Origin of the sequence: Paraburkholderia edwinii (assembly GCF_019428685.1) — a bacterium.
Lineage (GTDB): Bacteria > Pseudomonadota > Gammaproteobacteria > Burkholderiales > Burkholderiaceae > Paraburkholderia > Paraburkholderia edwinii.
In genome coordinates this window covers 2102209-2120438 of the sequence record NZ_CP080096.1, presented here as the reverse complement: position 1 = coordinate 2120438, position 18230 = coordinate 2102209, and the positions used below count along the sequence as shown (strand labels likewise).

Annotated in this window: 10 protein-coding genes; 2 read left to right on the top strand and 8 right to left on the bottom strand. The window is 66.1% G+C overall.

Annotation, left to right across the window (positions count from 1 at the left end; all coding sequences use genetic code 11):
- Positions 1–46 precede the first annotated feature (46 nt).
- Positions 47–1495 (top strand): tetratricopeptide repeat protein, encoded by a 1449-nt coding sequence (locus tag KZJ38_RS31170; protein WP_219800907.1) that lies wholly within the window; start codon positions 47–49, stop codon positions 1493–1495.
- On the opposite strand, the gene KZJ38_RS31165 is transcribed toward KZJ38_RS31170, so the two are convergent.
- The 7 genes from KZJ38_RS31165 to bcsD form a co-directional block, all read right to left on the bottom strand.
- Positions 1464–6395, bottom strand: coding sequence for a cellulose synthase subunit BcsC-related outer membrane protein (locus KZJ38_RS31165; protein ID WP_219800906.1), 4932 nt, complete (start codon positions 6393–6395; stop codon positions 1464–1466). The genes KZJ38_RS31170 and KZJ38_RS31165 overlap by 32 nt on opposite strands.
- The gene (gene bcsZ, locus KZJ38_RS31160) at positions 6368–7690 is read right to left on the bottom strand and encodes a cellulose synthase complex periplasmic endoglucanase BcsZ (protein WP_219800905.1); all 1323 of its coding nucleotides are present in this window, start codon (positions 7688–7690) and stop codon (positions 6368–6370) included. The genes KZJ38_RS31165 and bcsZ overlap by 28 nt, the downstream gene beginning before the upstream one ends.
- A 1-nt stretch (position 7691) precedes the next feature.
- Entirely contained in the window at positions 7692–10193 is a 2502-nt protein-coding gene (bcsB, locus tag KZJ38_RS31155) for a cellulose biosynthesis cyclic di-GMP-binding regulatory protein BcsB (protein WP_219803733.1), read from the bottom strand.
- Between the two features lie 262 nt (positions 10194–10455).
- On the bottom strand, positions 10456–12687 hold the full coding sequence (bcsA, locus tag KZJ38_RS31150) for a UDP-forming cellulose synthase catalytic subunit (protein WP_219800904.1): 2232 nt from the start codon (positions 12685–12687) through the stop codon (positions 10456–10458).
- A complete protein-coding gene (gene bcsQ, locus KZJ38_RS31145) occupies positions 12684–13472 on the bottom strand; it encodes a cellulose biosynthesis protein BcsQ (RefSeq protein WP_219800903.1) in 789 nt (262 codons plus the stop codon). The genes bcsA and bcsQ overlap by 4 nt, the downstream gene beginning before the upstream one ends.
- Positions 13469–14581 (bottom strand): cellulose biosynthesis protein BcsP, encoded by a 1113-nt coding sequence (gene bcsP, locus KZJ38_RS31140; RefSeq protein ID WP_219800902.1) that lies wholly within the window; start codon positions 14579–14581, stop codon positions 13469–13471. The genes bcsQ and bcsP overlap by 4 nt, the downstream gene beginning before the upstream one ends.
- Positions 14582–14741: 160 nt before the next feature.
- On the bottom strand, positions 14742–15206 hold the full coding sequence (bcsD, locus tag KZJ38_RS31135; RefSeq protein ID WP_219800901.1) for a cellulose biosynthesis protein BcsD: 465 nt from the start codon (positions 15204–15206) through the stop codon (positions 14742–14744).
- A gap of 276 nt (positions 15207–15482) precedes the next feature.
- On the opposite strand from bcsD, the gene KZJ38_RS31130 reads away from it, so the two are divergent.
- Complete coding sequence (locus KZJ38_RS31130) at positions 15483–15878, top strand: hypothetical protein (protein ID WP_219800900.1); 396 nt, start codon at positions 15483–15485, stop codon at positions 15876–15878.
- A gap of 291 nt (positions 15879–16169) precedes the next feature.
- Here the strand turns inward: KZJ38_RS31130 and prpR are convergent, their stop codons facing one another.
- Positions 16170–18188 (bottom strand): propionate catabolism operon regulatory protein PrpR, encoded by a 2019-nt coding sequence (gene prpR, locus KZJ38_RS31125; protein ID WP_219800899.1) that lies wholly within the window; start codon positions 18186–18188, stop codon positions 16170–16172.
- Positions 18189–18230 lie beyond the last annotated feature (42 nt).

Sequence of the window (18230 nt, the reverse complement as noted above, 5' to 3'; positions counted from 1 at the left end):
TCTCGAAACATGCGATTTCGAAGCCGTGCTGGATGCATTACACGAGATGAATCGCTCGACCGGTGAACGCCCCGTTACATGGTTCAACATCGGGATTTCGCTACGCGAGCTCGGCCGTATCCCTGAAGAGGTGGCCGCCTACGGAAAGGCGCTTGCGCTGGCGCCTCAATTCTTCGAAGCCTGGTTCAATCGCGGCATCGCGCTTCGCGCGCTCAAACGCCATCATGAAGCGCTCGCAAGCTTCGACGCGGCGCTTGCGATCCGATCCGACTCCGCCGACGCGTTCAACAATCGCGGCAATGTGCTGGGCGACTTGCACCGGTATGACGCAGCGCTCGCAAGCTTCGACCACGCGATAAGCCTTAACCCGCTGTGCGGCACGGCGCACAGTAACCGGGGCAACGCGCTCGAGGCGCTCGGCCGCCACGCGGAAGCACTGCGCGCCTATGCCGATGCGCAAAGAATCATGCCGCACGACGCCGACGCGCACTGGAACGAAAGTCTCTGCCGCCTGTTGATCGGCGACTATGCGAAAGGCTGGGAGAAGTACGAGTGGCGCTGGCGTACCGGCACGTACGCTCAGGGGCTGCAGCCCAGCGTCGAAGGCCGTCTGTGGTTAGGGCATGAATCGTTAGCGGGAAAAACAATTCTGCTACATGCGGAGGGCGGGTTCGGCGACACGTTGCAGTTTTGCCGCTTTGCAGCTCCCGTCGCCACACACGGCGCACGCGTAGTGATCGAGGTTCAACCGGAATTGCGCCGCCTGATGTCGACGCTCGACGGTCCACATGAAGTCATTACGCAGGGTCAACCGCGTCCGCCGCACGACTTTCATTGCCCATTGATGAGTTTGCCTCTTGCGCTGAAAACGTCGCTCGATTCGATACCGACACAGTTGCCCTATCTCTCGGCCAATCCAGCGTTAGCCGAGCGCTGGCGCGCGCGGCTCGACTGTAGCGACGCCCGGCGACTGCGGATCGGACTCGCGTGGGCTGGCAATCCGCGGCTTGGGAACGCGACTTCGCATGAAATGGACAAGCGCCGCAGCATGCCGTTCGAGCACTATGCGCCGCTGCTTCAGATACCCGGTATCGATTTCTACAGCCTGCAAAAGGGCGAAGCGGCAGTCGCCCAGCTTGCGGACAGTCCGTTGCGCACGCGCCTCGTGGATCCGAGCCGCGAATTCGCTGATTTCGCGGATACCGCCGCGTTCGTCGCTCATCTCGATCTGGTGATCAGCGTTGATACGTCGATCGTCCATCTCGCCGCGTCGACAGGCAAGCCGGTTTGGCTGCTCAACCGATACGACACGTGCTGGCGCTGGCTACGGCAGCGTGCCGATTCGCCGTGGTATCCGCACGTCGTGCGCATTTTCCGGCAGCGCCGTGGCGGCGACTGGGAGGCGGTGATCGCCGAGGTCTGCCGCGCGCTGCGCGAACACCTGTCAAACGGCGCGCGAAGCCTCAATAATTCGCCCGCAAGTATGGCGACGTAAGCGACGTCGGCGGGAACGTCGTCGAATAGCCGCTCTGCTTCGTGAACGCGTAGCGCACGTAGACCGCGCCGACAAACTCGCGATACTCGTACGCATTGCCAAACGACGCGGACGCGCCCACCGTCAACTGCGGCGCAAGCTGATATTCGCCGACCGCGTCGATCGAATACGACACGCCCGTGTGGCTTTGCGACGGATAGACGGCGCCCGGATCCGGCGCGAGGTTCTGGCTGGCAGCCGACAATTGCTCCTGTGAATTCAACGGGTAGTACGGCGAACTGTCCTGCCGGTAGTGCTGTACGCCGAGCGAGCCGCCGAAGTCGTACGCAAAGCGGCCGTTCTTGCCCGTCCAGCGAATCGGCACATTCAGGATCACGTACTGCTGCGGGCTGAAGTAGCCGCCCTGGCCGAGCGTGAAGAACGACAGGTTGTTCGCGTAGTGCATCACGGTCGTGTTGACGCCGGCGGTGAAAGTCGAGTCCTCGTCCTTGTAGAGACGCGTGTAGAACCCGCCGCCGCCCTTGCCGGCCGTGTTGCTCTTCACGTTGTGGCCTTCGAGATACTGGAACTCGCCGTTCAGGTAGACGCCGTTCGTGCCGTCGTCCCACGCGAGATCGCCGCGCAGTCCGTTCTGCGTGACGCCGCCCCATTCCTGCCCGGTCGCATCGTCCTTCGTGCCGGCGTACGACAACAGACTGTCGGTGACGGCGCGCCGGCCCGCGGTCAGCTTGTACGACACCTGATCGGTCAGCCCGCCGCTGTATTGCAGCCCGCCGACGACGTTCTGCTCGCGAAAGCCGAACGGCGTCGCGCCGACGTCCGCTTTCAACCCGCGGATGTCGTAGCCGAGCGACACGCCGACGCCGGCCGCATGCTGCGAGCCGGACGGCGTCGTGTTGCGCAGGAACGCGCCGGAGCCGAAGCGCGCGAGCGTGTTCGGCGACGCGTCGGAAGTGCCGGCATCGAGCGACACCGGCGTGGCGGTAATGACGACGTGGCCGTCGCCGGCGTGAATGCGGCCTTCGAGCGGCGCCTCAATGTCGTTCAGGTTCGACAGGCCCTCTTCGCCGTTGCGGTTGCGAAACAGGATGCCGCCGCTTGCGGTGCTCGTCTGTGCGCGGTTGATCTGCGCGAGTTCTTCTTCGACGGTCATCGTCTGTTGCGCGGCCGGCGATAGCGGTTGCGCAGCGGCGGCTTGCGGCTGGTACGGCGCGTACTGGCTTGGCGCGTTCATGCGCGGCGCGGGCGCAGGCGGTTGCGGCACGTAGGGCACGAGGCCGTAGCCCTGGTTCGTGTAGCCCTGTGGGACCGGCTGCGGCACGTAGGGTTGCGGTTGATACGCCTGTGCGGCGTATTGCTGCGGTTGCTGCGGATAAGGTTGCTGCGGCGGGTACGGCTGCTGGCCGTAGGTCTGCTGTGGATAGTCTTGTTGCGGATACCCTTGCGCGTAGCCTTGCTGCGGATAACCCGGTTGTTGATAGCCCTGCTGCGGATAGCCTTGCTGTCCGTAACCCTGCTGCGGATAAGCAGGCGGGTACGCGTTCGGCACACCCGCGTTCTGCGTGGTGCGGGTCGCCGTGCCGCGCGCGTTCTTGCCGGACGTGCGCCGCTTCGCGGTACCGGCGCCGCCCTGCGGATAGTTGCCGGCCGCGGCATTGGCTTGCGCTTGCGTTGCCTGCACGGCTTGCGGCGACATCGGCCATGGCGTGCTGACATATCCGTCGCCTGGCTGCGGCGCGTAGCCGCCCGGCTGGGCGTAGCCCGTCGCCGGCTGCGCGTACGGTTGCGGCTGCGCGTAGGGTTGCGGCTGCGAATACGTCGATGGCGGCATCGATGCGGCTTGCGCGTAGCCGTTGCCTTGCGGATAGCTGCCCGGCGCCGGATACGTCGGCGCCGAATAGGACACGCCCGCATCCCCCTGCGCCGGATAAGGCTGCCCCGGCGCAAGCCCGCCACCCGATTGCGACGACCCGTATTGATCGGGACCGTAGCCATCGGTGTCCGGCGCAGCGGCAAGCTGCGCACTCGCCGCCATCGCGTCCGCCGAGCGGCCCGCCGGCACGGCTGGCGCGCCTGGCATCGCAGGCGCAATCGGATTCATCGGCATTGCGGGCGCGGCTGCGACATACGGCGCATCCTGGGCCGGCTGCATGGGCGGTAGATAGGCAGGCATATCGGGCATCGGATACGGTTGAGACAAAGACGACGACAAAGACAAAGCCGCCATCGGCAACGCGGGCACATCACCCGCTTCCCCGGTCACCTTGTTCGAAAACGGATTGGTACCGGGTGGCGGAATCGGCCCCGACGGCCGCAGCGGCACATTCCATCCGCTTTGTGCGCCTTGCGCGCCCTGCGCGCCGGGTGCCGCGAGCGCGCCGCTCTGCGCCAGCAATGCGCGTCGCAGATACTGCGCCGCAAGCGTGTCCTTGCCTTGCGCGCGATACATGCGGCCCGCCGCCGCGAGCACATCGAAATTGTTCGGCGCCACGGCAAGCGCCTGCCTGATCGCCGATTCGGCGTAATCGAAATCGCGCATCGACGTCGCCGCGCCCGCCGCCGCGGTCAGCAGACCGACGTCGCCGGGCCGCTGCGCAAGCGCGAGCCGGTATGTCGCGAGCGCGTTCGAGTTGTCCTTTGCCGCGGTGTAGAGCCGTGCGAGCGCCGCGAGAAGCTCGGGGTCGTTGGGGCGCGCGGCAAGCCACGGACCCAGCACGTCATAGGCGCTTGCCAGATCGTTCGACTGCCGCAACGCATCGGTCCGCCGCACGACGATCGCGACATTGACACGCTCGAAGTCGCGCCGCTGCTGCGCGGAAAGCGGCATCGACGCAAGGCGGCGCATCACTTCGCCCAGTTCCGCGTCCTGGCCCGTGTTGAGCAGAATGCCCGCGTCCATCAGCAGCAGGTTCGCATCGCCCGGCGCACGCGCAAGCGCGTTGCGCACGATCATCAGCGCGCGGCCCGGGTCGCCCGTGTTCACATAGCCGTTTGCGATCACGCCGATCAGTTCGGGATCCTGACCTGCGACCGGTTCGGCCGCCTGTAACAGCGCCCGCCCCTGCGCGGCGCGACCGCTGCGGGCGAGCGCCGTTGCTTCGTCGGCCTGCTGATGAACCCATAGGCGGTGCTGCAGCACCGTCATCGGCAGCGTGCGCTTGTTGACGGGAATCCGGTCGAGCTGGCTCAGGCCGTAACGCCAGTCCTGCATGTCGGCGGCCAGCAGCGCGCTGGCGTAAAGCGCGTCCGGCATGTCGGGATGCAGCGCGACGAGGCCGTCCATCATGCTCTTCGCGTTCGCGTACGCGCCCTGCTTCGCGTAAATGCGCGCGAGGTCGAGACGCAGCCACGGATCGTCGGGGTTACCCTGCAACGCGTCTTCGTACAGCGTGCGCGCGCTGCCGAGATCGCCGCGCGCTTCGGCCGCGCGCGCCTGCGCCGCCTGCGCGGCGCCGCGCAGCTTGTCCGCGCCGCCGACCTTCGCGCGCTGTTCATCGGTCAACTGGTTGGCAAAGGCGAGCGCTTCGTCGCCGCGTCCCTGTGCGGCGAGCGCGCCGACCAGGCCGCGAATCGCATCGGGGTTATCCGCCTGGCGCCGCAGCGCCATGCGGAACGCTGCTTCGGCGCCGCGCGGGTCGCCCGTTTGCAGCAGCAAGTCGCCGAGTGCCGTCTGCGCGGTCACATCGCTGGGGCTCAGCGGAATCGCGCGCTCGAACGATGCGCGCGCCTGCGAAAAGTTGCCGTTGCTCTGTTCGCCGAGCCCTTCGCTCGTGTACATCCAGTAGCTCGCGCTGTTGAGCGCCTCGCGCCAGCGCGCGGCGCCGCCGGCCTGCGACGCGCGCTGCAGGTAGTCGTGCGCTTCCTTGAACTGCTCCTGCTTCAGATATGCGACGCCCATGCCGCCCAACGCGTCGGCATCGTTCGGCGCACTCGCAAGCACTGACGAAAAACGCGCCTTCGCGACCACGAGATCGCCGCGGTCGAGCGCGGCAAAGCCTTCGGCAATCGTACGGCCGCGTGCGTCGACGGTGGCATCCTGTTGCGCGCGTTCGCGTCCACGGCGGTCCTGATCGGCGATCGAGTCCGCGCGTGCCTTGACCGGCGCGTCGTCGGGCACGACGTTCAGGTAAGCCTGGAAAAGCGGCGCATCGGAGGCGCGCACGCCGAGCCACAGCAACGCCTGACGCCAGCTCGCTTTCGCCTGCGCGCCGACGGTCGGATCGTTCGCCAGCTGCGCGAGCCGCGCGATGCCGTCGCGCCGGTTCGCTTCGCGGTAAGTGAGCTGCTGCGCGTAGGCGAGCGCGAAACGCGGGTCTTCCGGATGTTCGCGCGCCAGCTGCTCGAGGCCGCGCCGGGCTTCTTCCCAGCCTTGCGGCGTGCCGCCGAGCGTCTGGTAGTACTCGAGCGCGAGCTGCGGATCGGTCGGCTTCGTGCCGAGCGCCTGCCGGTACTGCTGCGCGGCGGACGCAGCCTGGCCGCTTTGCGCGAGACGCCGCGCGTCGTTCACGGCCTGATCGGTCGGGCTCGCTTCGCCGAGGCGCCGCGCCAGCTCGCCGATCGACGGGTAGTCCGGCGCCACCGCGCGCAGACGCGCGAGGTACTGCTGCGCGCCGCTGCCGTCCTTGCGGTCGGCGAGCACGATGCCCATGCCGTATAGCGCGTCGGGCTGCTTCGGATCGATGCGCAAGACCTTCTGCCACGCCTGCTCGGCGAGATCGCCGCGCTTGTGTGCCTGCCAGTATTTGCCCTGATCGATCAGCACCTTGAGCGGATCGTTTGCCGGCGTTGGCGTGCCCGCTTGAGCTCCCGGCTGCGCTTGTGCGCGCGCGGCCATCGGCGCCGCGCCGGCGCCGAACGCAAGCAGGACACCGATTACGAGCGCGCGTGGGCGGGTGAGCATAGGGTCTCCCAACGCGGCAGCAGGCGGCCGGTTGCGTCGAAGTGATAGCGGCCATCGGCGGCGCCGGTGCCGAATAGCATCAGAACCTCGTCGTAGTAGACGGGCGGGTTGTTGCCGGGTGCGGAAGCGTCGGGCGGCGCTGCATTGGGTGCTACATTGGGCGTCGCATTCGGCGTTGTATTCGGTGCTGCATTGGGCGTTGCGTTGGCAGCGGCAGCGCCAGGCGTCACGGCGGCAGTGGCCGTCGCGTTCAGCGCCGCGAGATGCGTCTGCGCGAGATTCGCCGCGCGCGCATCGTTGAACGCGCGCAGATACGGCAGCAGCGCGCCCCAGAAGCCAAGCGGCGCTTCGCCTTGTGCGACGCCGCTCGTCGTCATCACGCGCTCGGGCGGCACACCGGTCTTCGCGATCTGCTCGCGCATCCCGCCGACCGCGTCGAGCCACGGTTTCGCAAGCGGATCGGACGCATCCGTGAGGCCCGCCCACAGGTACACGCGAATCGCGTCGTAACTACCGACGTCGCCGCTTTTCGGGTCGACGATAAAGCGGCCATCGCGCCACGCCGCCCAGTCGGGTGAGAAGCCGCGCGGCGCCGTCGTTTTCACGAGCGTGTACGCGTTCGCGGCGATGCTTGCCCAAGGCCCGGACGGCGCCTCGGCGGCAAGTGCGCGCAGCACCGGCAACGGCAGATAGCTCGGATTGAGCCGCGTCGTGCCGCCCGTCTGAAAACCATGCGGACCAGGCAGCAACATCGGTCCGAGACCGGCAAGCGTCGCGACTTCCTGCTTCTCGATCTGCGTGACAAGCGCCCAGGCGAGCTTCGAGTACGACGGCTCGCGCCAGAGACGCGCGGCTTCGAACAGGTCGTAAGCAATCCAGAGGTCCGCGTCCGACGCGGAATTCGGATCGAGCACGCCATACGAGCCGTCCGGCTTGCGGCCCCATTGCCACGCGGGCAACTGCACGTTGGCGCTGTCGAAGCGCCCGGCGGACAGGTTCGAGCGCGTCCAGCCCAGCAGCCGGTCGAAGGTCGCGCGATCGTTCGCGACGAGCGCGAAAAACATCGCGTACGACTGCCCTTCCGAGGTGCTCTGCTGAACCGCCGTCGAATAGTCGACGACGCGGCCGTCCTGCTGCACGAAGCGCGCGACGAACTGGCGGTATGCGGTCCAGTCGTCGCAATTCGCGGGCTGGGTTGCATGCGCGGCGGCCGCCGTGGCGGTGGGCGCGGCGGCGAGCGAAAGCGCGGCAAAGGTCAGTGCGCACACTGCCGAACGATGACGAAGTGCGCGCATATCAATCCTGCAGCCGGCGCGCCGCGATCGCGCGCAGCAGCCGGTAGAAGAACGCCGCGACAATCAGCGCCGCAATCAGCCCACCGCCCAGCAGCAGCAACGGATGCACGGACAACACCCAGTGCAGGTATTGCACCGGCGACAACCGCCCGACGTAGTACACATCGCCGTTCGACACGACTTCGAGCGTGCGGCCGCGCACGACCGTTAGGGCGCCCTGAATCTGGCTCACGAGATCGGGATCGAGCATCGCGGTGGTCAGATCGCTATCGGACTGGCCCGCCGCGCCGATCAGCGCGACCACGCTGCGGCCCTTGCGCAGCGGCGACTGGAAGCCCGTCAGCATCGCGTCGCCCGAGGCGCTGACGAGCGACAGGTCCGCGCGACCCGCGGTCCGCACGCCGCCGCGGTCGCCGTACCACCACGTCGAAATGCGGAACGACGCGTTCGACAGTTGCCAGCGGCGCGCGTCGTCGTTCGACGAAAACGGCATCGACTTTTCCCACGTCGTCAGCAAGGGCTGCTGGCCCGGCGCGCCGAGCACGAGCAGATCCATATCGGCGTAGCGCGCGATATCGCCGGGCGCGCCGACCGTCACGCCGGTCACCGGATAGCCCGTCGATGCGCCCATGCGTCCCATCACCATCAGATAGAGGCTGTAGTCGCTGGGGCCCGGTTGCGCCGGCAGGATCACCGCGGTCTGCGAGAGGTCCGCCATGCGCGTGAACGGGAAGCCGCTGTTCGCGAACGCGGCGAGGTCTGGCAGCGCCATATAGTGCGGGAACGACGAGAGGTCGATCGTGGAGTTCGGATCGATTTCGCCGCGCACATTGTCGAGCACCTGCCCCTGGCATTCGCCGGTCTTCGGCATGTCGTAGTAGAAGTGGAAACGCAGCTGCGCCTGCGAAGCGAGCAGATGCGGCGGAATATAGATTTCGCGCTGTGCGGGCCCCGTGTGATCGGGCCGCAGCTGGTTCAGATAGCGGCCCAGATCGAGCGCCGACGCCGACTGCGCGGGAATACGCAGCGACTGCACAAACGTGTTGTCGACGCTGATATTGAGCGTCGAGCGGTCGGGCGCCGGCCGCGCCGTAAAGCGGTAGCGCAGATCGATCGGCACGCCCTTCGAGCGCCACGTGAACAGATCGGGCGCGACGCGCAGGTTCACACGCACGACATCCGGGTTGTAGCCCGACACCGAGAGTTCATTGGCCGGCGTCAGTTCGCCGAAACGCACGGGGCGGTCAGTGGGCAGCCAGCGCGGCGCGTCATAGGGTTCGCGGGCGCGCGGTGCGTCGACGTGCGTAATGGTCTGCACGGCGCCTGCGAGCGCGGCTTCGCCGAGCGTTAACGCGTCGGCAGCGGTCTTCAGTTCGCGCGTATCGCGACCGAGCACGAGCAGCAGCTTGCCGTGTGCCGGCGCCTCCCGATCGACCACGGCCAGCATCGGGCCGTCGATTCTCGGCAGCTTCACGCCGGCCGGGTGTTCGTCGTTGGTTGCGAACACCACTGCATTGCCGGACAGCGGCGGATTGTCGAGCTGGGCGGGAAACAGCGCGCCGCGATAGCGCGCGAACGCGCCGAACCACGATGCAACGATGCCAGCCGCTTCGAGTGTGTCTTCGCTCGGTTTTTCGGCGAACACGAACGGCAGCTCGAGGCGGCGGATATCGCGGCGGTCGAAGAACGGCAGCGGCAACACACCGAGATCGGGCTTTGTCGCGAGCGAGCCGAACGTCAGATCGAGCGTGCTCGCGTTGCTGACGGTCGCCCACAACGCGCTGCTCGCCGGGTCTTCGCAGCCTTGTGTGTAGTGGCCGATCAGTTGCACGTTCAGGTTGTTGAACTCGGTGATCAGACGCGGCTCGAGCGGAATATCGCGCGCGACGAGCACGCCGGCCTGGTCTCGCGGCAGCGGCAACGTCGCCGCGACTTCGCCGTTCACCAGCACTTTCAGATGCGACAGGTTCGCGAGCAGCGACGGCGAATAGCTGTAGATCAGATGCAGCGTCGCGCCGGTGACCACTTCGTCGGCGCGCACCGAGAACGGCACGCCGTTCTGGCTGTCGACGCCGCGCAGCTGCAGCGGATCGAGTGCGCCCAGTTGCTCGAACGTGAACACCTGGCGCCGGCCGCCGGAAACGAGCGTGCCCGCATCGGCCGTGGTCGGCATCGTGTCGCGGCCGGCGTGCACAGCGGCAAAGGTCGGCGCGACGGTATCGGCAAGCGCGGGCTGCGCCGCGGCGCGCGCGTCGAGGACGCGTGCGGGTCCGGGCGCGGGGCCGGATGCGAATCCAGACGCGAATCCAGGTGATCCCCCGGCGTCGGCCGGCGCGAGCGGCGCCGTCGATGCGTTGCCGCCCGCCGCGCGAGACGTGGCGGATTGCGTCGTGGGCGATGATGAACTCGATGATGATGTGCCGGCGCCCTGCGTGTCCGCTTGAGCGACTTGAATCCCGATTCCACGTTGCCCCGACGTCGCCGCTTGTTGCGATCCCGGCATCCCGACGCCCGCCGTTCCCGCCGCGTGCGCCACAGGCAACGCCGCGCCGAGGCCGAGCGTCAAACCGCCCGCCGCGAACAGCACCGCCAGCACGCCGTTGAAGCGCCTCACGCAACCTGCGATTCGCCCGCGCACAGGCGACGCACAACGGTCCGCACGGCCTGCGATCAAGCCGCGCGCCGCCTCATTGTGCGAGCCACGCGAATTCGATTCGAACGAGTCACTGCGCGCGCCTTTGTCACGTCGCATGTTCCCCATGAGTTTATTTTCCGTTTTTGGAGTCGTTGGCGGCCGCCTTGCGCTTGCGTCCGAGCGCGCGCAGATCGGCATAAAGATGTTCGAAAAGTCCGGAGATGCCGCTCACGCCAACGCTCATCACGTGGCCAAGGCTGCGCAGCGGCGTATCGGCTTCGCGTCCTTCGGTCCAGCCGGTCCACGCATCGGCGCGCGCGAAGGTGCTTTGCACGAAGTCGAGTTCCTGCTCGCGCGTCATCGGCGCGAAACGCAAGCCGACGCGGCCCGGCACCGAATAGGTGACGTCAGCCGGAAACACGAATTCGTCGTTGCCGCGAAACAGCGACACGACAACGCTCTCATGCAGCGGCACATGCGTGGCGCCGGGCAGTTGTAACGCGACGCCGCCTTCCGCATAGTCGACGGTTTCGCAGGCGAGCGTGCGGCCCGTGGTGAAACGCAGCGACGCCGGAAAGCGCATCGCGACGCGGTGCGTGCTGCGCACCTGGCGCTGCTCGCGCGCGGCCGCGACGCTCGCGCCGAGAATCAGCATGTTGTAGCCGGTCCACGCGAGGTTGAGGAGGGTCGTTTGAACTTCGCTGCGTGAATGCCAGTGCAAGCCGATATGCACGCCGCCGGCGACAAAGCCGAGCAGATTGAGCAGTAGCAGGAACAGATACGGCCGCGAAATGCTCCAGTCGAAGTACTGCTCCTCGATGCGCCCGCCCTTCGCGGTCACGTTGAATTTGCCGAGCTTCGGGTTGATTAGCGCGAGCAGCGTCGGCGCCGTGATGTACGACGCGAGCACCGATTCATAGACCTCGGACCAGAACGAATGGCGGAACTGCCGCTGCATGCGCGAGTTCGTGATGTTCGCGTGGAACATATGCGGCAGCGCGAAGATCGCGATCGTGCCGGCTGCGGCCTGGATGATATGCGCGTTGAAAAACAGGTACGACAGCGGCGCCGTCAGAAACACGAGACGCGGAATGCCGTAGAAGAAATGCAGCATCGCGTTCAGATAGCAGAGCCGCTGCCCGAACGACAGCCCGCGCCCGAACAGCGGATTGTCGATGCGGAAAATCTGCGTCATGCCGCGCGCCCAGCGGATGCGCTGGCCGATATGGCCGCCGAGGCTTTCGGTCGCGAGGCCCGCGGCCTGCGGAATCGCCAGATAGGCGGTCGTGTAGCCGCGGCGGTGCAGCTTCAACGCCGTATGGGCGTCTTCGGTGACCGTCTCGACTGCGATGCCGCCCACTTCCTCGACCATCGTCCGGCGCAACAGCGCGCACGAGCCGCAGAAGAACGTCGCGTTCCACAAATCGTTGCCGTCCTGCACGAGCCCGTAAAACAGTTCGCCTTCGTTCGGCACCTTGCGGAACGTGCCGAGGTTTTTTTCGAACGGATCGGCGGAGAAGAAATGGTGCGGCGTTTGCAACATCGACAGCCGCTTGTCGCGCAGGAACCAGCCGAGTCCGATCTGCAAAAACGAGCGCGTCGGAATGTGGTCGCAGTCGAAGATCGCGAAGTATTCGCCGTCGGTAATCTTCAACGCCTCGTTGATGTTGCCGGCCTTCGCGTGACGGTTGTGCGTGCGGATCGTCCAGGCCACGCCAACTTCTTCGCAGAACGCCTTGAAGTCCGCGCGGCGGCCGTCGTCGAGCACGTGAATCGACAGCTTGTCTTTCGGATAGTCGAGCGCGATCGCCGCGTAGATGGTCGGCTTCACGACCGACAGCGGCTCGTTGTACGTCGGAATGAAAATATCGACGGTCGGCCACTCGCTGCGGTCGGTGGGCAGCGGCATCGGCTTGCGCTTCAACGGCCACGCGGTCTGGAAGTAACCGAGCAACAGCACGAGCGCCGCATAGACCTCGGCCGTCACTAGCAGCAAGCCCCAGATCGCATCGAGCGGATGTTCCCAGTGCGTCGTTTCGGTGAGGCGCCAATACATATAGCGGCCCGTCGCGATCACCGACAGCATGATCATCACGAGCGTCGCAAAGTGTCCTGCCGCGCGGCGAAACAGCAGCGCGCAGACGAAGCAGCAGACCGCGAACGTCAACTGCTCGCCGAAAGCGAGCGGCACCGTGAACACGAAGTACAGCACGATCACCGCGAAGATCACGAGCGCGATGCTGACCGGCTTGCTGCCGAGAATGCGTCCGTCGATCAGCCGGGACGCCAGCCGGTCGAAGCGCGAACGGCGCGGCGGCTCGGTGTCCGCGGCGGCGAGGATGTCTTCGGGCGTGGCACTCATGCGACGCTCCTCGGCAACGATACCTGCCCGTTCAGGCGTGCGTCGAGCCAGTCGCCGCACGCGCGCAGGTCGGCGGCGGCCTGGCTCAGCGGGTCGTAGTGAATCACCGTCGTGTCGTACGCCAGCGATTCGCTTACGCCCTGATCGAGATGCACGACGCCCGGAAACAGATGCGGCTCGAGCGCGCCGCGCAGCACCTTGAGCACGTCCTTCGTCAGATTGCGTCCGATGTCCACCTGGTTGATCACGTAGCCGTAACCGATAAAGTCCGCGCGCGGCACCGCGTAAGTCTGGATCAGCCGCTCCATATGCGGAATCGCTGCGTACGACGCGGCATCCGCGATCACGACGTTAAGCACGAAACGGGCCGCGAGCAGCGCCGCGCGCGTATAGACAGTCGCGCCCGGCGGCGTGTCGATCAGCACGATATCGTTGGCTTCGAGGCCGAGCGAATCGAGCGCGGCGCGCACCAGATGCGGGTCGCTGTCGAGACGCGCTTCGAAGGCGCGGCGATCGTCTTCGTTGAGCGCGCCATGCGGCAGCACGGTCACACCGTCGATGCCGTCGAACATCACACTGCGCCACGCGTCGCCGCTGACGGTCGCGCGCGCGACCCCATCGAAGTGATCGACCGGTATGCCGAAGTGCAGACGCAAGGCGTTTTGCGGATCGAAGTCGACCGAGATCACGCGACGCCCGTTCGAGCCGAGCACCGACGCGAGATTCGCGGCAAGCGTCGTCTTGCCAACGCCGCCTTTGGCGGACACCACAGCGATGACTTTCATGAGCGCTCGCCGCCTGGGTTTTTGTCGTCGCGGCGCGCGGCGCCGGCGAGTCTGGCGAACACGGTGGTGAGATCGCGTGTTCCAGGTTGCGGCGATGGCTCGGTCTCGTGCGCCGGTTGCGCGGCGAACAGGCCTGAAAGGATCGAGCGTTGCGCGGATGCTTGCGGTGCGGGCTGAGGCTGCGATTGCGGCAGCGGATTTGGGCGCGATTGCGGCTGTGGTTGCGGTTGCGGTTGCGCCGTGGTTCGCGCCGTGCGTTGAGCTTCGGTTTGTGCCGGCGCGCGCACGGTCTCAGTGGCGCCCGTAATCGGGGCAGGAGCAAACGTTTGCTTTCGATTTGCAAAGAAGCCTGTGTGCGGCTCACGCGCTGCTTCTCGCGTCGCATCGTTCGCTGCGCGCGGATCGGCAGCGGACACGGTCGATGCAGCCGGCGCAGCGAAAACAGTCGGCGTCGCCGCAGCAGCTGTAGCAGCCGCCGTGGCAGATGTGCGCAACGTGGCCGGGCTGGCCGGCGCGACGACCGCAGCGATGCCCGCGGTCGGCTGTGCGGGCTGGCGCGCCGTGGCTTCCGCATCGCTTGCCGCAGCCGCGGCTTGAGGCGGCGGACTGAAACGCGATGCTGCTTGCCGCGCGGCATCGACGGGCGGCGGCATCATCGCGTGCCGGTGGCCGCGCGCGAAAAGCGGTGAACGTGGCAATGCGGAGGTCAAAGGGTCGAGCGTAACGTTGCCGTCTTCCGCTGATGCAGCGGCGGGCGTGTTCGCGACGCTCAGCTCTGCCGCTGCGGACCTGACGTTCGACACCGGCTTTGCTTCGTCCGCCGCTTCGGTTGCCGCTTCGGTTGCCGCCGGCTGCACACCCGCGTCGAACACGCCGCCGCCAACGGGCCGTGTAGCCGGCGCAGTCGACAGCGCCTGCACGGCCGACATCGCCGGCGCCGGGCGCCCTGCTCCAGGCACTTGCTCGGGTTGTGCGATATCGACGGCGGACAGCAATGGCCAACGTGAAGCCGCATGCTTCGCATCGTCGTCGCGCGCGACTTCCTGATATCGATCAGGGTTGCCGCCGAATCGCTGGAAGAGATTACCGATGTCGTCTGAAACGCTCATGTTTGCCACCCCCAAGCCCTGACGGGCCTGCTTCTTTCGTTCTTGCTCGTTGCCTGCTTCGGTACTGCTTTCGTTGCTTCTTTCGTTGCTTCTTTTGTCGTGTGCTGTCGACGCATGCATGCGATCTCGCCGCATGCCTCGCTTCACCGGCACCGGTCCTTCATGCGGTCTTCGCGAGCCTGAATTCGAATGCGTGCCACTCGCCCGTTTCGAACTGACGCAGGTCCAGTCCACCCGCACCCAGTTCGTCAAGCCATCGTTGATAGGCGCCTTCGAGAAACGCCGGCGTCCATGTCGCGGCCGCTGGGCCGAATGCGGCAAGCGGTGCGCAGAAATGTTCGATCGCGAGATAGTCGTCCTGCTCGACGAGATTCACGAAGCCCCAGTCAAGCGACGACCATGTGGTGTTGAAGAACGCGGCGAGATCGTCGAGCGTGGTGCAGGCGCCGGCCGGATGCGCATCGGCAAATCTGACACCGATGCGTGCCATTAACTCGCGCAATTGCGACGTTTCAAGCTGGGTTTCGAATTCCTGGGCAAGCGCGGTCAGAAAAGCGCGCCATTGTGTTGAAGCCTGATGGCTCGTGTAATAGTCGAGCAAGGTGGCCGTGTGTTCGTCTCGCATGTCCGGAAATTTCTTCACGTTTCGTTGACTGCACCGGTACCGGCGGACGCCGGATTGACGCGGCATTGAACGGTATTCAAGCACCCCAGCAACGGCGTCGAAAGCATAGCATCGTTCGATGCGCACAAAAAAGCAAACATCGATGCGGACCGCATCCGGCTTGTGTATCGTTGGTAATGAACGACGTTTTGCGATGCGCGCGTAAGCGGTTCTTGACTTTGCCTGTTGCTGACTTTGCCAGTTGTTGACTTTGCCTATAGGGAGCGGCCTTTCATCATGAACGATCAACAAGCGACGCAATTTCTCGCCGACGTGCGCAAGCCGCTGCTTGCGCTGCACAAGACGATCCTCGCGCACGAACGCGCCGGATACGAGAAGGAAGTCGGCGCTGTGACGCCTGCGGCGTTCCTGCAGGCGCTGATCAACAATCCGGGCTTTCGGTGGCTCGGTGCGTTATCGACGGTCATCGCGAACGTCGACGAAATGCTCGACGCCGTCGAGGCGACACCGCAAGAGCGGATCGGCGCCGCGCAAGGCGTGGTCGCGCTGTTTTCGCAGGAGCAGCCGGGCGGGGAATTTCTGCCGCGTTATCGGCAACTTTTACAGGTGAGCCCCGAGGTGCTGCATGAGCATGGGCGCGTCGCGCAGGTCTTGAGGCAAGTCGGGGCGTAACCGGTCAAAGTCCGTTTTATGCGCGTCGTGTCCCGAACTTTCTCACCTTAATGGATCGCAGATTTTGTCGATGCATGAGATGGCCGATTGCCTATATCGATCAATGGCTTACGCAACTCGCCATGAGCCCGTTGCGCGATGCCGTGACGATTCGCCCTTGTAAACAGCGCTTCTTGAGTGATCGTCGGCGCCCTCGGCCGGTTTCGACGCTCGCCCGCTCCCACCTTGTATTACCTGGCAATGCTTTCTATTGAATTTCGCTTCGGTAAAAGGTGAGACTTTGCGGGATGCCTAATCCGCCGCGTTCAGTTTGCGCCATAACGTGGTCTTGCTGATGCCGAGCAGTTCGCATACGCGGTCGCGATCGCCGCCGCACGCGTCGAGCGCCGCGCGAATCTCGTCCGCTTCGACGCGACGGCTGCGCTGACGCAGCGTTAGCGCGCGAGATGCTCGCGCCGGATCGTCGAAGACTTCGGGCGCAATTGCGCGCAGATCGCCGATGGTCAGCGACAGTGCGCGGCCTCGTTCGTCGCTGCTACTGCGCCGATCGTTTCCCGCGCTTTCATCGCTCTCAACCAGCTCGACCGCAATCCGCTCGATCACGTTCTGCAACTCGCGCACATTGCCCGGCCACGCGTGCTTCGCTAGCGGCTCATGCACAGCCGTCAATACGCGCGCCGCCTGCGCGGCGCTGCCGATATGCGCGCCAAGACGCGGTTCGCGCCGCGCCGCCTGATACAGCAACTCGGCGGCAAGCGGCGCGATGTCCGTCTGCCGTTCGCGCAGCGGCGGCAACGCGACGTTCAGGATATTGAGCCGATAGAAAAGATCGGCGCGAAACTCGCCCGCCTCAACGGCGTCGGTCAGCGCGCGATGCGTCGCGGCCACGACGCGTACATCGATGCGCGTCGGCTCCGTCGAACCGAGACGCACCACCTCGCGCTCCTGCAAGACACGCAACAGCCGGCTTTGCAGCGGCAACGGCATCTCGCCGATCTCGTCGAGAAAGAGCGTGCCGCGATGCGCGGCTTCGATCAGCCCCGCCTTGCCGCCGCGGCGCGCACCCGTAAATGCCCCCTCTTCGTAACCGAACAGTTCGCTTTCGAGCAGCGCTTCCGGAAACGCACCGCAGTTGATTGCCACGAACGGAAAGTCGCGCCGCGTACTCAATTGATGCAGGCTCTGCGCAATCATCTCCTTGCCCGTGCCGCTTTCGCCGCGAATCAGCACGGTCGCGTCCGACTTCGCGTAGCGGCGCACGAGCTTGCGCACGCGATCGATGGCTTCGCACTCGCCGATCAGATCGTCGAGACGGTAACGCGCGACGAACTGCTTCGCGCGCTGCCGCGAGCGCAAGGTGCGATCAAGCCGTTCGACCGCGCGCGATTCCTGAAACGTCAGCACCATGCCGGTGGTCGCGCCGCGCTCGACAAGCGGTCCGCGATGCACGACGTAGCTGACGCCGCGCACGGCTTCGAGCGTTTCGCCTTCGGCTTCGGGCGCACTCTGCGCATGACCCGATACCAGGCCCGACACCAAGCCCGCCAGGCCCGGCGCGAGTTCGGCGAGCGGCCGGCCGACTGCCGCGGCCGCGTCGATGCCGAGCGCCGCCGCGAGACGCTGGTTGATCGCTTCCACGCGCCCTTGCGCATCGAGCGCCGCGACGCCGTCGCGCAGATGCTGCAGCACGTTGTCGAGACGCTGGCGCCGCGTGATTTCGGTCCACGTTGCGTGCGCGACGTCGAGCGCCGAATCGAACGCGGCGCGCACCGATGCGCGCGAGTACAGAAACACCGCTTCCATTCCGGCACGCGCCGCGAGATCGGTGACGAGGCCGGGGCCGACTACCGCGTCCACACCGCGATCGCGCAGATCGAGCACGCACGCTTCCGCATCCTCCGCGGACCGGTATGACGCGAATCGCAGATCGAGCCCATACGCCGCCGCAAAGCGCCGCGCCTCAGGCGGCGTCTCGCCGTACGTGACAAGCGCAACCGACGCCGCATCGCGCCGGGCGCGCGCGAGCGCGTGCATCACATCGAAGCCGGTCGGATTGACGAGCACCACGGGCACGTCGACGCGCGACTTCAGATAGGTTCCGTTCGAACCGGCGGCGACGACCACGTCGGGCCGCTGCGAGGCGGTGGCCGCTTCGATTTCGCGCACTGCATCTTCGTAGCCGAGCGAGACGAGTTGCAGATCGGCGCGGCCGTCGTATTCGTCGGCGATGTCTCGGAACAGGTCGCGCAGCTTGCTGATGCCGACGGCCCAAATGCGCGGACGGGAAATCGGGTCGGACAGGCGGGTCATGGGCGTGGGCGGTGACGCAGATAAAGAGGTGCAAGGGGCGAT